The sequence below is a fragment of the Ignavibacteriota bacterium genome (genome assembly GCA_016707525.1).
Lineage (GTDB): Bacteria > Bacteroidota > Ignavibacteria > UBA10030 > UBA6906 > JAGDMK01.
On the sequence record JADJHP010000001.1, the window covers coordinates 369,270 to 386,983 of the forward strand.

General features: G+C 60.3%; 14 protein-coding genes, 2 tRNA genes and 2 pseudogenes. 1 reads left to right on the plus strand and 17 read right to left on the minus strand.

What is annotated here, in order from left to right:
• Nucleotides 1-3: 3 nt before the first annotated feature.
• The 17 genes and pseudogenes from IPI01_01510 to IPI01_01590 all read right to left on the minus strand — a co-directional run bounded on the left by IPI01_01510 (nt 4) and on the right by IPI01_01590 (nt 15,345).
• The gene (locus tag IPI01_01510) at nt 4-483 is read right to left on the minus strand and encodes a T9SS type A sorting domain-containing protein (GenBank protein ID MBK7256509.1); all 480 of its coding nucleotides are present in this window, start codon (nt 481-483) and stop codon (nt 4-6) included.
• Nucleotides 470-1,948, minus strand: coding sequence for a hypothetical protein (locus IPI01_01515; protein MBK7256510.1), 1,479 nt, complete (start codon nt 1,946-1,948; stop codon nt 470-472). Before IPI01_01515 ends, IPI01_01510 begins: the two co-directional genes overlap by 14 nt.
• Before the next feature lie 11 nt (nt 1,949-1,959).
• A complete protein-coding gene (gene yfcC / locus IPI01_01520; GenBank protein MBK7256511.1) occupies nt 1,960-3,351 on the minus strand; it encodes a putative basic amino acid antiporter YfcC in 1,392 nt (463 codons plus the stop codon).
• Nucleotides 3,351-4,241 carry a cyanophycinase gene (locus tag IPI01_01525; protein ID MBK7256512.1) on the minus strand — a complete coding sequence of 297 codons (891 nt, stop codon included), beginning with the start codon at nt 4,239-4,241 and terminating at the stop codon, nt 3,351-3,353. The genes yfcC and IPI01_01525 overlap by 1 nt, the downstream gene beginning before the upstream one ends.
• Nucleotides 4,238-5,353, minus strand: a complete 1,116-nt coding sequence (locus IPI01_01530) for a M20/M25/M40 family metallo-hydrolase (protein ID MBK7256513.1) — start codon at nt 5,351-5,353, stop codon at nt 4,238-4,240. The genes IPI01_01525 and IPI01_01530 overlap by 4 nt, the downstream gene beginning before the upstream one ends.
• 216 nt (nt 5,354-5,569) lie before the next feature.
• Nucleotides 5,570-6,295: a copper homeostasis protein CutC gene (locus tag IPI01_01535; protein ID MBK7256514.1), complete on the minus strand. Its 726-nt coding sequence runs from the start codon at nt 6,293-6,295 to the stop codon at nt 5,570-5,572.
• A 141-nt stretch (nt 6,296-6,436) separates the two neighbouring features.
• Nucleotides 6,437-6,509, minus strand: a tRNA-Met gene (locus IPI01_01540).
• 217 nt (nt 6,510-6,726) lie between these two features.
• Complete coding sequence (locus tag IPI01_01545; protein ID MBK7256515.1) at nt 6,727-7,281, minus strand: NAD(P)H-dependent oxidoreductase; 555 nt, start codon at nt 7,279-7,281, stop codon at nt 6,727-6,729.
• Nucleotides 7,282-7,369: 88 nt separating this feature from the next.
• Entirely contained in the window at nt 7,370-8,104 is a 735-nt protein-coding gene (locus IPI01_01550) for a DUF2891 domain-containing protein (GenBank protein ID MBK7256516.1), read from the minus strand.
• Between the two features lie 24 nt (nt 8,105-8,128).
• Nucleotides 8,129-8,476, minus strand: a complete 348-nt coding sequence (locus IPI01_01555) for a DUF2891 family protein (GenBank protein ID MBK7256517.1) — start codon at nt 8,474-8,476, stop codon at nt 8,129-8,131.
• A 137-nt stretch (nt 8,477-8,613) separates the two neighbouring features.
• Nucleotides 8,614-8,686: transfer RNA gene (locus IPI01_01560), tRNA-Cys, on the minus strand.
• 89 nt (nt 8,687-8,775) lie between these two features.
• Nucleotides 8,776-10,077 (minus strand): annotated as a pseudogene (locus IPI01_01565) (O-acetylhomoserine aminocarboxypropyltransferase/cysteine synthase).
• Between the two features lie 89 nt (nt 10,078-10,166).
• Nucleotides 10,167-10,601 carry a thioredoxin family protein gene (locus IPI01_01570; protein MBK7256518.1) on the minus strand — a complete coding sequence of 145 codons (435 nt, stop codon included), beginning with the start codon at nt 10,599-10,601 and terminating at the stop codon, nt 10,167-10,169.
• Nucleotides 10,602-10,605: 4 nt separating this feature from the next.
• A complete protein-coding gene (locus IPI01_01575) occupies nt 10,606-11,055 on the minus strand; it encodes a DUF4395 domain-containing protein (protein MBK7256519.1) in 450 nt (149 codons plus the stop codon).
• Between the two features lie 281 nt (nt 11,056-11,336).
• Nucleotides 11,337-11,909: a hypothetical protein gene (locus IPI01_01580; protein ID MBK7256520.1), complete on the minus strand. Its 573-nt coding sequence runs from the start codon at nt 11,907-11,909 to the stop codon at nt 11,337-11,339.
• A gap of 69 nt (nt 11,910-11,978) precedes the next feature.
• A pseudogene (locus IPI01_01585) lies at nt 11,979-14,533 on the minus strand (hypothetical protein).
• Entirely contained in the window at nt 14,530-15,345 is an 816-nt protein-coding gene (locus IPI01_01590) for a dioxygenase (protein MBK7256521.1), read from the minus strand. The pseudogene IPI01_01585 and the gene IPI01_01590 overlap by 4 nt, the downstream one beginning before the upstream one ends.
• A gap of 249 nt (nt 15,346-15,594) precedes the next feature.
• Here IPI01_01590 and IPI01_01595 point away from each other — a divergent pair, with 249 nt between their 5' ends.
• Nucleotides 15,595-17,637 carry a DUF4965 domain-containing protein gene (locus IPI01_01595; GenBank protein MBK7256522.1) on the plus strand — a complete coding sequence of 681 codons (2,043 nt, stop codon included), beginning with the start codon at nt 15,595-15,597 and terminating at the stop codon, nt 17,635-17,637.
• The last annotated feature ends 77 nt before the right edge of the window (nt 17,638-17,714 follow it).

Genomic DNA, 17,714 nt, shown 5'->3' on the forward strand with positions numbered 1-17,714 from the left:
CCATCACTTCTGCAGGACCATCTTGGTGGTCGCGACGAACGAGCCCGCGGTGAGGCGACAGAAGTAGATGCCACTGGACAGCTTGCTGCCGTCGAACCGGAACGAGTGTTCACCGGCGGCGAGGTAGCCGTTGGTGAGCGTTGCCACTTCCCGACCCAGCAGATCGAATACGACCAGCTTCGCCTGTCCGGAGACCGGGAGCTGAAGGCTGATCACGGTCGATGGGTTGAACGGATTGGGGTAGTTCTGGCTCAGCGAGAAGCGGTCGGGGATCTGGGCGTTCGCAGTTTCGACCGATGTCGCCAGGTTGTAGCGTGCAACCGCTGCAGCGGCGACGGTGCGGAGTTCCGCAAGGCTGGTCGCGTACAGGTATGCAACCGTATACGTGATAGAGCTCTTGGGGTTTAACGTCGGGGAGCCGAAGTTCAGATTGAAGAACGAACCATTCACGCCCGCGCCGACCGGGGAGTCAAAGCCCGGCATGGCGGTCATCCGCCAGCGGGTGGAATCCGCGGCGGCATCGGCGTTGGCATCCGCCAGGCGAATAGGTGTCCCAGTCCAGGGCATGGAAGGAGATCGGGTCGCCGCCGATGAGCTTCACGCCAATGTAGGGAGTTTCGCCGGTCCGGAAGAAGTACGCCATTTTCTGGACGTTGTCGTACGCGACGATCTCTCCGCCGTAGGTTTCGGAGGGTTCCGGCACACAGCCCATGCCGATGTATAGTGTCTTTGCTACCGCGGCGTAGTTCGTGATGGTGTAATCGACGAGCACGAACGGATCATTCTTCCATGCATGCACTTCCGCGAGAGCGCGCACATCGGGCTGGGCCGGGGGCTCCTGCCACGTGTTGTCAAAGAGCGCCACGGCCACCGTGTCCGCCATCCCGCCGGTGCTGAGAGCCGCTGATGTCATCATGTAGTAGGCATCCTGTTCGTAGTCGAACACGTGTCCGGCATCTTCTCCGATAACCAGCGACGCCCGGCCGAGCTGGGTGTAGAAGTCCTTGTCATACAGGGCGAGACTGCCGGCACGGTTGAGTTTGAACATGACCTTGTCGGTGCCGCCGTACACGTTCCGTACGGCTGTTGCGGCCTGGAGCTGGGTATACCGTGCATCGGCAGAGTCGGCAAGCTTGCGGAGGCCGGCCAGACTGGTGCTGCGAAGATACGCGATGGTATAGGAAGCCGATCCCCTGACGTCGAGCGTTGCCGAGGCGTAGTTCAGGTTGAAGAACGACCCGTTCACGCCCGCCGTTATCTGGGCGTCAAACCCCGGGGTCGCGGTCATCAGCCAGCGGGTGGAATCGGTCGCAGCGTCCGCATTGGCGTCGGCGGGAGAATAGACATCCCAGTCGAGTGCGTGGAACGATGCCGGATCGGCCCCGAGGAATTTCACGCCGATATACGGTGTTTCGCCCGCGCGGTAGAAGTAGGCGATCTTCTTGGTCGCATCATACGCGACCGTTTCACCGCCATACGTTTCGGAGGGCTGGGCCACGCACCCGATGCCCACGTGGAGCGTCTGCGCGGTCGCCGCCGTATTCGTCACTTTGTAGTCCACCACCACGAAGGAATCTTTGATCGTAGCGTAGGCATTTGCCAGGATCTGCACATCGGGCGGTGCCGGTGGTTCCAGCCAGGAATTGTCGAACAGCGCCGTTGCGACGCTATCGGTGATCCCGGGAGCCGAGAGGATGACCGACGTGGTCAGATAATTCGCATCCTGTTCGTAGTCGAAGACACTGGAGGCATCGCGCGCGATCACGAGCGATGCGCGCCCGAGCTGCGTGGTGAAGTCGGCATCGTACAGTGCGATACTTCCTGCCCGGTTCAGCTTGAAGCGCACGTTGTTCGTCCCGCCGTACACATTCTTCTGCGCCAGCAGGTCCGCGGGCAGCGACAGCATCAGCGCGAGCAACAGCACAAGTGTACCAAAGGTCCGATTCATCGGTCCTCCTGTCAGTGATAGTTGAACAGAAAGGGTGGTATGAGGAGTAGCAACGCAATGATGAAGAAATAGATCTGAACGGGGAGCATCCACTTGAACCATCGTTCCCACGGGATGCCCGCGAGCCCGAGGACGCCCATGGTGACCCCCGAGGTGGGAAGGATGGGATTGACCCATCCATCACCGAACTGGAATGCGAGCACGGCGGTCTGACGGCTGACACCCACGACGTCGGAGAGCGGTGCCATGATCGGCATGGTCATCGCCGCCTGCCCCGATCCGGAATGCACGAAGAAGTTGATGACCCCGTGGGCGATGAACATGACCTGCGCGGCGAGGATCGGGTGCAGGCCGGAAATGACGCTCGCGAGGCCGTAGAGAAGCGTATCCATGACCCTGCCGTCGTTGGCGATCACCAGCAGCGCACGGGCCAGGCCGATGATGAACGCGACGCCCATCATGTCCTTCGCCCCGTCCTTGAAACTCTCGGTGATCTCACCTGCCTTGAGTCCGCCCAGAGCGCCGGCAACGATGCCGAGGGCGAGGAACAGCCCGGCGATCTCGGTGATGAACCATTCGTAGCGAAGGATGCCGAAGACGAGTGTGACGATCGTGAGGACGAAGGTGATGAGCACGATGCGTTGCCGGACGGTGAAGCGGACCTCGGCATCGCCGGACAATTGGAAGTCATGTTTCCGCTGCTGGTCGAGATCCGCCACGGGGCTGCGCGCCGGATCCTTGCGGATCCTGTTCGCATAGAGCATGACGAACGTGATCATGGACGCCGTGCTGATCACCCAGACGACCACCCGGTATTCCAGGCCGGAGTAGAGCGGCACTTCGGCAATGCCCTGGGCGATGCCCACCGTGAAGGGGTTCAGTGTTGCACCCGCGAAGCCGGCGGCCGCACCGAGAAAGGGGATCGCTGTTCCCACGAGCGAGTCGTAGCCAAGCGAGATCGCCAGGGGGATGAAGATCAGGACGAACGGCATGACCTCCTCGGACATACCGAACACCGTCCCCCCGATGGAGAAGAGGGTCATGGTGACAGGGATGAAGAACTTCTGGAGGTGCGGTTTGTGCGCGAAGGTGTAGCCGATGCGTTGCACCGAAACGGCGACTGCCCCGGTCTTTTGCACGACGGCGAACGCGCCGCCGATGATAAAGACGAACACAATGATGGAGGATGCCTGCAGGAAGCCTTTGACCGGGGCGGTGAAAATGGCGCCGATGCCCTGAGGCGCGCTGGGTGCGTAGGTGAAGGAGCCCGGGACCACGAGCGTCCGGCCGTCATGGGTCTCGCGCTTATATTCACCACCGGGGACGAACCACGTCGCGATCGCCACGAGGACGACGACCGCGTAGATCATGACGAGCGTATTGAAGGTAAAGGACTGTTTCATCAGTTCTTCCGTCCCGGGCGGACCTGGAGCGTTTTCAGGTCGAAGGATTCGCCCGTGCTGAAGATGTGCGTGGTGATGTTGCGCGCTGCAAGGTTGCCATGAGGGTCGGTGTGGATGTTGCGGGCTTTGCGGGGATCCAGCACGACCGCTGTACCTTCGCCCATCACTTCCGCCGTTCCACCCGGTTTTACAATGAGTGCCGTGGATTCGTCGATACCGATCCCGGGGAGGGTGGGGTTCTCGAATACCACGCTGATCAAGCGGTTCAGTCTCTTCCGTTTGACGAAATGCTGGTCGATGATGACGTTGTCGAGGAACCCGAGTCCTTCGATCGTTTGGACGTTGCCCTTCAGGATCGACACGAAGATGTTGGAGCTGTCCTTGTTGATCAGTTCGTCCCCCGTGATCATCACTCTGCTCATGATCGCCGCACCGGCGCTGGTACCGCCGATGACGGCTCCCGCATGGTAAAGGCTGTGCAGTTTCTTCTGAAGAGGGGTACCAACGATCACCCGTGTGATGAACACCTGATCGCCGCCGGAAAAGAACACCCCCGTCACGCCGCTCAGTGTGGCGGACGTGCTTTCCGCCATCGCCTCCGCGCGGGTTGGGATGAGTGCCCGGACATCCGTGACGCCGAGCCCGTGGAATTCCGCCACATAGTCCTTCCCGGTCTGCTCGGGTTCGCTGCTGGCAAGCGGTATGACGATGATCTTCGCACGGCCGGGCCCGCCGGCGAGATCCACAAAATGCTTCATGATCGCGGTCGTGCGCTCACCGCCCCCGATGATCACCAGATGCCCTTTGGCTTCACCGGCCACTGCAGACGTCAGCGCCAGTCCCGCGATGAGACTGAGGAGAAGAGGGAGGAGCGTGCGGAATGGTCTCATGTGCGTCCCGATACACGTTTGATGATCTCGAATGCAATTTCTTCGGTCTTGACGAGGTCCTCGATGAGGATGAATTCATCGTCGCCGTGCGGGTTCTGGGCGCCGATGCCGAGATTGACGGCCGGAACTCCCTTGCCGTTCAGCATGTTGGCGTCGCTACCGCCGAGGTATTCGATAGGATTGGGTTTCAGGCCAACGGAAAGCAGGATCTCATCCGTCATGCGGATGAGATCGCTGTCCGTCGCGAGCCTGAACGGGGCGAAGTCTTCCTGCGCCTGGAACTCTACGGCACCACCGAACTCCGAAGCCACGGACTGGAAGGTCTCGCGAAGGAACGCGAGGTGTTCCTCGATGACGCGCTTGTCATATTCACGCACTTCGCCTTCGAGCTTGCATTGCGCGGGAACAACGTTCGTCGCCGTCCCACCGTGGATCATGCCGATATTCGTGGTCATCGTCGGGCTCAGGCGCCCCTGCGGGATCCGGCGGATGGCCTCTGCGGCCATGGTAATGGCGCTCACACCCTTTTCGGGTGCGACGGCGGCATGCGAGGGCTTGCCGATGAAGGTCGCGGTGTACAGGGAGCAACCGACACATGACTGAATGTACGTGCCGGGCCGTTTCGAGCAATCAAACACGAAGCACTGCTTGACATTATACGGAGCAAGGTCGACGTACTTCGAGCCGTAGAGGCCGAGTTCTTCGCCGACACTGAACACGACGATGAAATTGGCTTTCGCTCCCGAAAGGGCATGCTGGCGGAGGGCGTGCATGAGCACTGCCGTGCCGGCGCGGTTGTCCACGCCCAGGGCCGTTGTCCCGTCACTGGAGATGCGGGTGTCGGTCACCACCGGATTGACATGGAGTGTCGGGCGGGGTGTATCCATATGGGCCAGAAGAGCGACCGCCGGAAGAGCCGGGTCGAACCCCGCGGGAATACAAATGAGGTTGCCACACTCTCCCTGGAAATGCGGAGCGGTGTTGTCCTCCACGACCTTCACCGAGAGCCCGTCCAGGTATGCCCTGACGAATTCCGCCATCGGGCGTTCGCGGAGCGACTGGGCTTCCACCTTGACTGCATTGACAAAGAGTGAAACCAGATCTGAATGCATGGTGTGAATGTTTTCTCGGATGAGGGGGGAGGTGAAACTTTCGTTTCGTGAGCAATATAGTGCTCTCGAACCGACTTGTCAAGCGGAATTTCTTGGTTGTGGCTAAGAAATGCACGTCCGGTTGTCCTCCGGTCAGAGGATTCCCGGCGGGGGAGGAGCAGGGTTCAATTTGCCCGGGCGCTTGATGTCCCGGTCCGGGGGATCAAATCGTGGATCTCAAGAGCGGAGTGCTTCGATGATGCGCGACACTTTGTCGGCGTCCACCACTCTGCGTTCTCCCGTCCGGAAGAGACCGCCAGAGATCTCCTCATGTGCCGGAGATGTCGCTCCCGATCCCACATGGATATCCCTCACGCCGGTCTTCTCCCTTATCTCCCGGGCATTCCCGGCTGTGATCCCGACCCCCGCCATGATCTCGATGCGGCCGCTGGCCTGCAAGATCAGTTGTCGTAACACCTCGATGCCCCTTGCCGCCGATGGCGCCTGGCCTGAGGTCAGCACCCGACGGACGCCGGAGGCGATCAGGACTTCAAGGGATCGGAGAGGATCGGTGGTAGCGTCGAAGGCGCGGTGAAACGTGACGATCATCGGGCTTGCGAGCGCAACCAGCTCGCGTGTCCTGGGCTCGTCGACCACGCCATCCCGTGTCAGGATGCCAAACACTACGCCATCCGCCCCGAGCTCCCGTGCAAAGGTTACATCCCTCTTCATCACCTCATATTCCGCATCGCTGTAGCAGAAGTCCCCGGCCCGCGGCCTGATCATGACATGGATGCCTATGCTTGTGGTACTCCGGGCCGCGGCGATCATGCCGGCACTCGGGGTTATGCCGTCCTCAGCGAGATCCGCGCAGAGTTCAACCCGTTGGGCGCCTCCCCGCTCAGCAGCGATGCACGATTCGACAGAGTCGAGGCAGATTTCGAGTACCGTTGGTAGGTTCATTTCCTCAGATCCCGATCATTGGCTATAGAAGAAGTGCCGGCCATTGAATGGAACAGGGGGTAGATGGGGCCGGAACCTGGAGTAAGCGCCTGAAAGCGAAAAAGGCATCCGGTTGAGGGATGCCTTTTCGTACAGCGGTTGTAGCGGGGCCAGGACTTGAACCTGCAACCTTCGGGTTATGAGCCCGACGAGCTACCAATTGCTCCACCCCGCGGTGTGTACATCTTTAACAGCGAATAAATATAACAACTCCGGGGGTCAGAGTCAAGTCCGGCAACCGATATCTTTTATAGTGCCTCACAACCAGTTCGACCCCAGTTCTCGTGGCTTTTAGAGCATTTCTTGTCTCTTCGCGGGGGGCGCGCGCACGATCTGAACAAGAATCCTTTCGGTACTGGTCGCTTGCCGTGGTCAAATGAGCGGGTGGGAATCTATTGAGTGTTCACGTCCACCCAGCGCGCGAAGCTCTGCATGAATTTCGTCAGGAAGGCCTTCGTCGAGTCATTGATCAGCAGACCCTGCTCGTCGAAGAGCTTTCCGACATTGCCGATGTAGGCCTCCGGTCCCGCCATTGCGGGAACGTTCAGGCAGACGAGCATCTGCCGGAGGTGGTGGTGTGCCCCGAATCCACTGATCCCTCCGGTGGAGATACTGACGACTCCACCAGGTTTCCCGTCCCATACGTTCTGCCCCTTCGGGCGCGATGCGACATCGATCGCGTTCTTGAGCGCCGCCGGGATCGACCGGTTGAACTCCGGCGTAATGAAGAGAACGCCGTCGAACGGTTTGAGGCGAGCACGGAACTCCACCCACTCCGGCGGTGGCGCGCTTTCACGGTCCTCATTATAGAAGGAGAGATGGCCGATCTCAAGGATCTCCATCGTCAGAGACGCGGGCGCGACAGCCATCAGTGCCTTCGCCGTCTTGCGACTGTAGGCTTCCTTCCTCAGACTTCCGACGAATACCGCGATGCGATGTGATCCCATGCTCATCCCTTCTGGAAAAACCTTCACTGGTACATGGACCCCGTGCCGGCTGCACCCGTAAGAACGTGGTGGCCAGCGCAGACCCCGATCAAGGCTGAGTTAACAGCAGAACTGCAAAGGACGCAAGCCAATGCTCTCCTTCGTAGTTGCCGCTGGCGACATATGACAGGCCGGCTGTTTCATGGACACGGGCCGATGCGAGCAGCGTGGCCTTGAGCGGATCATCGTTCGCGAGTGCCGATGCGATACCACGCATGGCCCAGGCCCGGCTCAGGTTCAATCCATCCAGATGGACGAGCTTAGGATCTGACCGGTCCGTGACGATTGCCGGATGCAACAGCGCCGGTCTCTCGGGACCGGCAAGCTCGCGCCCGAAGGTCTTGAACCAGCTCCGGAAATCACCCTGAGGCAGGACGCGCCTCATCAGATCCGCTTCCATCAATGCCGGGGAGAAGAAATCCTCACCACCCGGTTCCCAGGTGAGAGGATACTCCGAATCCTTACCGAAATACTCCTTGCTCCGGGCATCCACAAGCGCCACAAGTGCGGAATCCTTTACTGATCGTGCATAGTCCAAGGCAAAGATGAGTCCGAATGCTGTATTGGGATGAACACCAGTGCGGATCGGGTAGTTCTGTTTGGGGAGGAATGCCATGTACCGCTTCACGATGGCCCGGGTGAGCGGTTCGAGTGCAGAAGACCAGCGCTGTGCGTCAGGGTCGTCCCATTCGTGAAGCTCCTGAGCGAGCTTGAGGAGCCACGCCCACCCGTACGTCCGCTCGAACGATGTTCGTCCGCGTTGATCGAGATACGATGCTTCCATGCGTACATTGGCGGGGTCGAGATTCTATTGATGACGGCCCGTATCCGGCCTGCTTCCCGGCAGGCCGGGGACGGAGCGGAGAAGCCGGACAAGCATCCAGTGGCCATGCACCGAGGAATGCCAATCGTAGCAGCCATAGAAACTAGGATGAAGAGAGCGTGGGGAACGAACTTCGCTGGAGTCGTTCATCACGTGGTCGAGCTTGTTCGGATACTCGCGTTGAACGCATCGCAAAGCGATCTGCGTGAAGCGGGAAGCGGTCTCTACCATGATCGCGCCGGCGGGCTGATCCTGTCCGTGGACGTTCGATTGCAGCGTGCACGCAAGTATCGAGATCACGACAGCAACCTGCCGGAAGTTCGTCGTCTTCAAGCGGCCTCCTGTGGAATGGCTTCCCACAAGAACGCCCAATCTTCGTGGAAAAGCAATGCGCGGGATGCAATGGCGATGGCAGGTGTTCTTCGGGTCGATCCCGGGAGGGGAGTGAGAGGCGACCGCACGTCCCAATGAGGTGCCGGGCGGATTCGAACCGCCGAAAAAGAGTTTTGCAGACTCTCCCCTTGACCACTCGGGCACGGCACCGGATGCCGTACCGGACCCCGAAAGGTCCGGTACGGTCGGCATCTTCTGGCATGTTCCTGCTTCGCTGCGGCACCCTCCGACCGCATCGAGGCGATGCGGAAATCTTCGATGATGTCATCGATGTGCTCGATCCCCACTGACACCCGCACGAGTTCCGGTGTCACGCCCGAATCGGCCTGCTCCTTAGCGGACAACTGTTGATGCGTCGTCGATGCAGGATGGATCACGAGCGTCTTGGCATCGCCGACGTTGGCAAGGAGACTTGCCAGCTTCAGGTTGTCGATGAGTGCGCGGCCTGCATCATGTCCGCCCTTGATCCCGAATACGAGTACCCCGCCGAACTGGCCTTCGCGAAGATACTTCTTCGCGTTCTTGTGGTAGGGGTGGTCTTCAAGGCCCGGATAGGATACCCACGTCACCAGGGGATGCTTCTTCAGCCATCGGGCAAGTGCCAGCGCGTTGTCGCTGTGCCGCTGCACACGGAGCGAAAGGGTCTCAAGTCCCTGCAGGAGCAGGAATGCATTGAAGGGGCTCAGTGCCGGTCCGAGATCACGCAACTGCTCCACGCGCGCGCGGATGATGAACGCGATATTGCCCAGCTGGCCGGGTGTGCCGAAGACGTCCCAGAACTTCAACCCGTGATATCCCGGACTCGGTTCGGTGAAGAGCGGGAATTTGCCGTTCCCCCAATCGAACTTCCCGGAATCCACGATGACCCCGCCGATCGACGTGCCATGCCCGCCGATCCACTTCGTCGCGGAATGGACGACTATGTCCGCTCCGTGCTTCATGGGTTGCGCCAGATACCCACCCGCACCGAAGGTATTATCCACGATGAGCGGGATCTTGTGCTTGTGGGCAACGGCGGCAATGGCCTCGAAGTCGGGCACGTTCAACCGCGGATTGCCGATGGTTTCAAGGTAGAGTGCCTTGGTCTTTGCGTCGATCTGCTTTTCGAATCCGGCGGGGTCGTCGCCTTCGACGAACTTCACGTTGATCCCGAGGCGGGGGAGGGTCACTTTGAACTGGTTGTAGGTCCCACCGTAGAGAAGGCTGGTCGACACGATGTTGTCGCCTGCTTCCGCGATCGTGGATATGGCGATGAACTGCGCCGCCTGTCCCGATGCCACTGCCAGTGCCGCGACCCCGCCTTCCAGCGCGGCGATGCGCTCCTCGAAGACGGCATTGGTCGGATTCATGATGCGTGTGTAGATATTTCCGAACTCCTGCAAGCCAAACAACGCCGCTGCATGGTTCGCATTGTTGAAGACGTACGACGTGGTCTGATAGATCGGCACGGCGCGGGCATTCGTTGTAGGGTCCGGAATCTGGCCCGCATGCAGTTGCAGGGTTTCGAATCGATACGTGCGTTTCTGTTCGGTTGCGCTCATGTCCTGTTCCTGTATGTGTGATGGTGCGATGGAGATCCCCGTCGGGCGTTGACAGGGGTGCGTCGTTTGCGTTTTCAAGGGAGTATCGTTCAGCCTGACGGGCTTCCGAAATGCCTCCGGATCTGCCCGAGCAAGGCGTGTGCACCGATCAGGCCCGGATTCCATGCGACGACCTGCCCGTCCGCGCCGATCAACAGGGTTGTCGGCACGGTGACGATGCGCATCCTCCGGGCGAGATCTGCTTCAGCCACTGCGTCGTGGCGTGACAGGGCGACTGCTCTTCCTTCAGCGGCAAGCACCGTCTGCAGCTCGCGGATCTCTGCTTCCTGGACTTTGCACGGAGCACAACTCCCGGACCAGAAGTAGTGAAGTGTGGGAACGCTGCTTCCGGGCGATCGTCCGCGTTCACCGGACCGCAACGCAGCGATGACGCGTGAGCGCCACAGAAAGCGAAGAGCATATCCCAGCAGGAGCAGTGCGCCCGTGATACTCGCGCTCAGCAATACTCTGTCTATCGCCGTCATCTGCTCACGCTCCCTGTGTGTTGCCGGCAGCGTGCGCCGACCGGAATTTCCGGATCTGATAATAGAGGAAGCAGCCAGCGCAGAATCCGAAGGCGAGGTTCACACCCGCGAGGACAACGACCACCCACGCGAGGATCCAGCCGGCAGCGGTGGCGCCGGTGAACAGGGCGACGGAAGCAGCGGTCAGCGTCACCCCACCAAGCATCTGTGCGAACCTGTGTGCGGACCCGTCGTCTTCCACGATCCGGGGTGTGAGAACCCCGGCCGGCAGGATCGTGGCCCTGTAGATCCACTGGAAAAGCGACAATCGCTGATCGATGACCCCTGCCAGCAGGATCACTGCCACGATGGCCGGGAGGATGGGGAAGTCAAAGATGTATCCCGCCAGGACCAGCACGATGATGCTGATCTGGTTGAACTGCAGTGCGGAGGTGTCGACGGTCTTTGCTGCCATGGCTGATGTTCCTCATGTATTCCTGTTCCTGGACGTGCGCAAAGGGCAATAAAAAAGCCCTTCATGATCATGAAGGGCTCTGGCCAAATGCCGATGCGCAAACGCACTATCGCACGGACGTTCTCCATCTGCCCCTCGCGGGAGGGTGACAGCAACAACACGCTGCGGAGAATGCGCCTACGATATGGTCGGACATGGTGCTCATTGATATATTCTCTAACCCAGGATAAAAGAAAAGAGTTCCCGGTCAGGGGCCCCGGGATCAGAAAATTCTCCTGTGACTACATCTTCCCCGCCTTCATCGCCTGGCGGAGCGTTGCTTCTTTCCCGGCCGACCAGTACTTGCAGTCCAGTTGGAGAAATACGGAAGAGTAGGCGATGGTCCCGTTGGTTTTCAGGACAAGGACCTTGAACAGCCTGGAGGCTTCATCGATCTTTGCGAAGACCGATTCATGGAGTATCACCTCAGGCGTTGCACCGTTCAGCGTACGCGCGAGCGAATCGCGGAAGGCGTCGATCCCGGACACTTGTTCTTTCGTGATGTGCTGGAGCTCGGCATCACAGTAGATGATGGGCTTGACATGTGTGCTGCTGTCGATCTGCGCCAACGTGAAATCCAGGACAGTGAGGAGGTCGGCATCCGTATTGATGGTGATAAGTCCAGGTGCGTTCTGTTCGGGGAACGCCTTGTCCACAACCAGGATCCAATTCCTGTGTCCCAGCAACGGAAGGTGATCACGGACGGATGTCTGCCAATGCGGTGCGGATGTCATCTCAGAACTCCCTGCATTCTTGGTGCAACAGCCATGGAACGACAGCACGATCAGCGACAGCAGTATCAGCGATGTCTTCATGGCAGTTGCCTGTTTGTGTGTGATACGATAGTTGGTGGACCGTCTTCACGATACGCCGGCACTCAAGCATCAGCGGACGGTGACCGTCACCTCGGACGTCCCCGCAGCACTCAGTGCACCGCCCGGTATCTCTGCTGAACCGCTCCCCTCCAGCGTGATGGAGGAGACGTTCAGTGAGCCGTGAAGAATGCGCAACGTTGCTGTGCGTCCACGGGTGTGCATGTCCCCCATGCTGACCCGTTGCTCCAGAACCAGGTGCCGGGCGTGGAGGTGAAGCTGATCGACCGGTCGGGCCCGTCGTACTGGAAGCCGCTGATCGCCAGCGGCGCGGACCACGCCGCCATCGCACGTGCATAATGGTGACCGCATTCCGGTTCGTCGAACGGATTCCGTCTGGCGCCATCGAACCGGGCACGGATGGCCCTGATGCATCGCAGCCCCGCGTCGGTCTGGCCTTCATAGAGCATGCCGATCGCGGCAGCATATTCGAACCCGGTCATGGATTCGGCGAAGTACGGGAAGGGGACCTTCAACCGCCCTTTCGGCCAGCTTGCCATGATGAGGCCGGACTCATCACCCATGACGTACGAGCGCATGTTGTTGAACCGGTTCCCGAAACCCTCCACGAAGTTGTGCTGCATGATCGTCCTGAGTGCGGTCCGCACATGCTCCCTGTCCGCCAGATACCCGAGGCCGCAGACGTGCGACATATACTGTCCCACAAGCTGATCCACGAGGCATCCTGATCCGAGTTGATAGGGAGGGATCACGACAGATGTGTCGCTCATGTTCAGGAAGTCCCGCGTCTTCGGATCGGTGATCCGGTGCTCGTAGTAGTCACCATTGAACAAGTGCTGGTCCACCCAGGTGCTGCCATTCCGGAAGACCTCATCGCACCGGTCGGCGAACGCGGTATCGTGCATGGCGCGTGCCATCCGGGCGGATGCACGGAGCGCGCCGAAATACCAGAACTGCATTTGCGGATTGGGGCCGTAGTAGTTCACATCCATCGTGTTGTGTTGCTCGCCTTCCTCCACGCCATCGGCGTTCGCATCCCATCCGCCCGGCGTCCATGCATACGCCATCGCAGCGCGGACACGCGGCCAATGGTGCTCGAGGAACGCCATGTCGCCGGAGAGCTTCCAGTCGCGGTAGAAGCGCATGATCGTTCCCATCTGGCCGTCGGCTGCCGCGACATGTGTAGTGCCGCAGTTGTCTTCGAGGGGCAGCTCGACGCGGTTCCTCATATGCCCCGCGCGGGTGGTGCCATAGGTGAATTCGACGTCCCGCATGGTGCGCGCAAGGTCACCGAACAGGAAGGATGTTGCCGTTTCGTAGTTCCAGACATGCGTGCAACTCCCGGAACATGACCCGACGCCGTCCATCATGCCTTCCCATCCGAGAAGGTGGCCGGAAGGGATCCGGAACACCGTCTGGGTCCTGAGGGTCGAGAGATTGAAGAGGGCCGCTTCCTTCACGACGTCCGGCACCGTGGTGCCGAGGAATGCACGGACGAAGAGGACGGTCTCTTCCTCGAGGCGGGCGAGCCGCGGCTCTTCGCGCAGGATCACATCCCACGCATCCGCATACCGGGACGTGTAGTAATTCCCGATGACCTCGCTCTCATTCCAGTTGCGGCGGTTGGGGAAGTGCCATGTGAGATAGAACGTGAATGTCGAGGTTGTCCGCGGGGGAATGAGCCGCTTCACGGCAAGCGATGCCATGGGATTGTCATCGGCAAGCGCCTGCTTGTCCGTGAGCAGTCCGTCCTCCGAGAGGTCGTCCCAGAGGTCCAGCGTGGCATTCTCCCAATCGTTCGGCGTGGATGAACGGCGATAGGTCACGTTCTCGGCTTCGGGGGTCGTGAGTGCCATCGTCCCCCAGGCGGCATCCTCCCGGTCGACACCGTCGGTGCTCATGAAGATGCCGCGGACACCCCCTCCATCGCGATATGCATTGCGATTCTTGCTCGCTCCGATCGGAACAGGGTCGCCTTTCCAATCACGCGAGATCTTGCTCCCGTCCATGCCGATGAAGTTACGCATGGTGCCGCACACGGCCACTTCCATCGTCGTGTCGGTGGGGTTCGCGACGACGTAGCGGAGGACCGCGATCGGGATGCTGCTGTCGTCGCTGTTGCCGGGGATGAATGGGTTGAATCCCTGGATGGTCACGTTGACCGGAAGGCTATCGTCGGAGAGTCGGACCTGTCCGAAAGGATACGCCGCATCGAAGGAAGCGTGCGCAAATCGCGGCATGCCATGGTTGTTGGCGGGCCGGCCTTCTGCATGGAGATACTCTGAAGGGTGGACAGGACCGATGAGTGCCTTGGTCTGCGCGGATCCGCCTGCAGGCTTCACGTAGATCGCGAAGAACGGGGCATTGTTGCCTTTGACGACCGTACTGAACCCGATCGCCGGCCTGTTCATGATCTGCCAGTCGCGCAACTCGCCGCGTCCGCCGAGAGAGACGGTCCCGGTTCCGATGCCGCCGAGGGGAAGTGCAATGCTGACCAGGTGATCCTGGTCGTAATGTCTGAGGACCGGCCACTCTTGTGGAGATCCGGAGGCGGGAAGGATCGATCCGCACAGGCACCAGGCGATCAACGCGAGAGGTCTTTTCATTGCCAGAGGAGTCCGATGGCTCGTTTGCCGAGGATGCGGTCGTCGAAGGCGATGTGTGCCGGTCCGCTGGCAGCGCCCGCGCATACGTGCAAGGGGAGCAGGTGCTCTTCGCGCGGATGGCAATACCTGGCGGACGGCGCATCCTCCCAATGGACCAGAGCGGACGCGCGTTGCTCGGTTGTCATTGCCGCGCTGTTGCAGGTCTGCACGACCCAGTTCTGGAACGCCTCGTTGCCGGGATCCATGGCATCTGCCCCTGTGGAAAAGAACGCCCGTAGGTTGTGGAACGAAAATCCGGAGCCGAGGATCATGACGTTCTGTCCACGCAACGGTGCGAGCGCGCTGCCGACCGCCAGATGGAGCGCAGGGTCGAGCCCCTCGACGAGGGAAAGCTGGACGACAGGGATATCCGCCCGTGGGTACATCAGCTTGAGCGGCACGAACATGCCGTGATCGAAGCCCCGTTCGCCGTCGGGGCGGCATTCGATCTGCTTCACTCCCAGCAGCCGTACGATCTCATGCGCGAGAGCCGGTTGCCCCGGGGCGGGGTACTGAATGTGGTACGACTCTTCGGGAAAACCGTAATAGTCGTAGATCAATCCCGGGGCGGCTCCGCTCGTTACGGTGGGCGCCATTTCCTCCCAGTGAGCGCTGATCACCAGGATCGCTTCGGGGCGGGGGAGTTCACGCGGAACGCGCGTGAGGAAATCCACCATGGTCTGGTGGCCGGGGTCTCCCATCAGCGGGAGCGGGCCGCCACCGTGGGGTATCGAAAGCACAGGAGCTAAGCGGGATCCAACTGCCATCGTCATCGCCTCTTCACCTCTGGTTAGGGTTGCCCAAAGAACGGAGATTCTCGCTGCAAAATCAACTGTTCGGGTGCTCTGTGGAGATCGCCTGCGTGAGCATATCCACATGGCAATGCAAGGGACATCGTCGGGCATATGACATCGGGGATATGAAAGCAACGCCTGCACTTGAAATAGTGCGTTCGATCAGCGATCTTGAGGTTGCGAAAGCCTTCATTCTCCGCCTTTCATCATTCACATCGCGACCCATCCATGAAACTGATGATCCTCTTCATCCTTGCCGCCACGCTTCCGGGTATCACGATGGCTCAACCCTCAGGTTTCCGTCCACCTGCGGTACCGCTCGTGACGCACGACCCGTACTTCAGCATCTGGTCCTTTGCTGACCGGCCTCAGACAGACATCACGCGGCATTGGACCGGCAAGACCATGGGCGTGTTCTCGATGGTGTCCATTGATGGTGCTTGCTACCGGCTGCTCGGACCGAATCCGCCTGATGTGCCGGCGATGGATGGTGGCGCGCTCAGCGTGACGCCGACGAGTACATCGTATGTGTTCGACGGTGCGGGGGTTTCCATCACCCTGACGTTCCTGAGTCCGCTTCTTCCGGATTCCCTCGAGATCCTCTCACGCCCGCTGACGTATGTCACCTGGTCGGCTCAGTCGACAGATGGCAAGCCTCATGCAGTGAAGGTCTACCTCGAGCATACCGCCGAGCTTTGTATCAACACCCACGATCAGGAAGTTGCCTGGGGGCGCGTGCGCGTGAAGGGGATGGAAGTGCTGAGGATGGGGTCCTCGGATCAGAAGATCCTTGGCAAGCGGGGGGATGACCTCCGCATCGATTGGGGCTCCGTGTACCTTGCGGTCCCGCACGGGCAGAATGGCAGCGGCGCCATCGCCCCCGCCCGGGTGTCCCGGCGAGCATTCCGGACGACCGGCACCGTACCGGAGTCGGACGATCTGATGATGCCCCGCCCGGCGAACGACGATTGGATCGTGCAGGCCTGTGCGTTCGATCTGCGATCGGTCGGCTCTTCCCCCGTGTCCGTCCACGCATTGCTCGCGTATGATGACCGGTACTCGATCGAGTTCCTCCGCCGGCGCATCCCTGCGTATTGGACGAAAGGGGGAAAGACGATCGTGGACGTGCTGCGCGACGGTGAGGCCTCGTACCGGACCCTCGCCGGTGTGTGCGCGGCGTTCGACCGCGACTTGACGCGGCGCTGTGAGGAAAGGGGCGGAAGTGAGTTCGCCCGGCTGTGCATCCTGGCGTACCGTCACACGATCGCTGCACACAAACTGGCGATCGATCTCGAGGGGGATGCGATGCTGTTTCCCAAAGAGAACTTCAGCAACGGCTGCATCAGCACCGTGGACGTCATCTATCCGTCGGCCCCGATCTTTCTCGCGTTCAATCCGGCCCTGCTGGAAGCGATGCTGAGGCCGGTCTTCGAATATGCGCGACTCCCGCGCTGGCGGTTTCCGTTCGCTCCGCATGATATCGGGACGTACCCGCTGGCCAACGGGCAGGTGTACGGCGGCGGTGAGCTTGATGAATCCGATCAGATGCCGGTGGAGGAATCCGGGAACATGATCATCCTGACATATGCTCTGGCAAAGATCACGAAGGACAGATCGTTCGCCCTGCGCTATCGTCCGCTGCTGCAGACATGGGCAACATATCTGAAGGAGAAAGGCCTCGATCCCGAGAACCAGTTGTGCACGGACGACTTCACCGGGCACCTGGCGCACAACACCAATCTGTCCGTGAAGGCGATCGTCGCGCTTGGCTGTTATGCGAAGTTGTGTGAGCTCGCGGGAGAGGGCGCGGAGGCGTCCTCGTATCAGGCCCTTGCGAAGAAGTATGCTGTGGAGTGGGAGACCATGGCGCGTGACGGCGACCACTATCGGCTCGCATTCGACCGGCCGGGGACGTGGAGTATGAAGTACAATCTCGTCTGGGACCGCCTGCTCGGGCTCCACCTCTTCTCGCCTGAGATCGCGACAAAGGAATTGGCGTATTACCGGACGAAGATGCAGACCTACGGGTTGCCACTGGACAACCGGGCGGCATTCACGAAACCGGAGTGGATGCTGTGGGTCGCGACGATGAGCGGCGACCGGACTGTTGTGGCAGAGTATGCGCGTACCATTGTTGCATACGTGAACGCCACACCCGACCGGGTTCCGTTCTCGGATTGGTATGATACACAGACAGCGAAGCAGTGCGGGTTTCAGGCGCGGAGCGTTCTGGGAGGGTTGTATATCCCGTTGCTGGATCCTGTGCGGTAGCACGGGAGTGCGTTCACCAGGGCGATGCTTGAACCTCTATAAGAAGCAGTCTTCCGATCGTTACCGGGGCGGTGCAA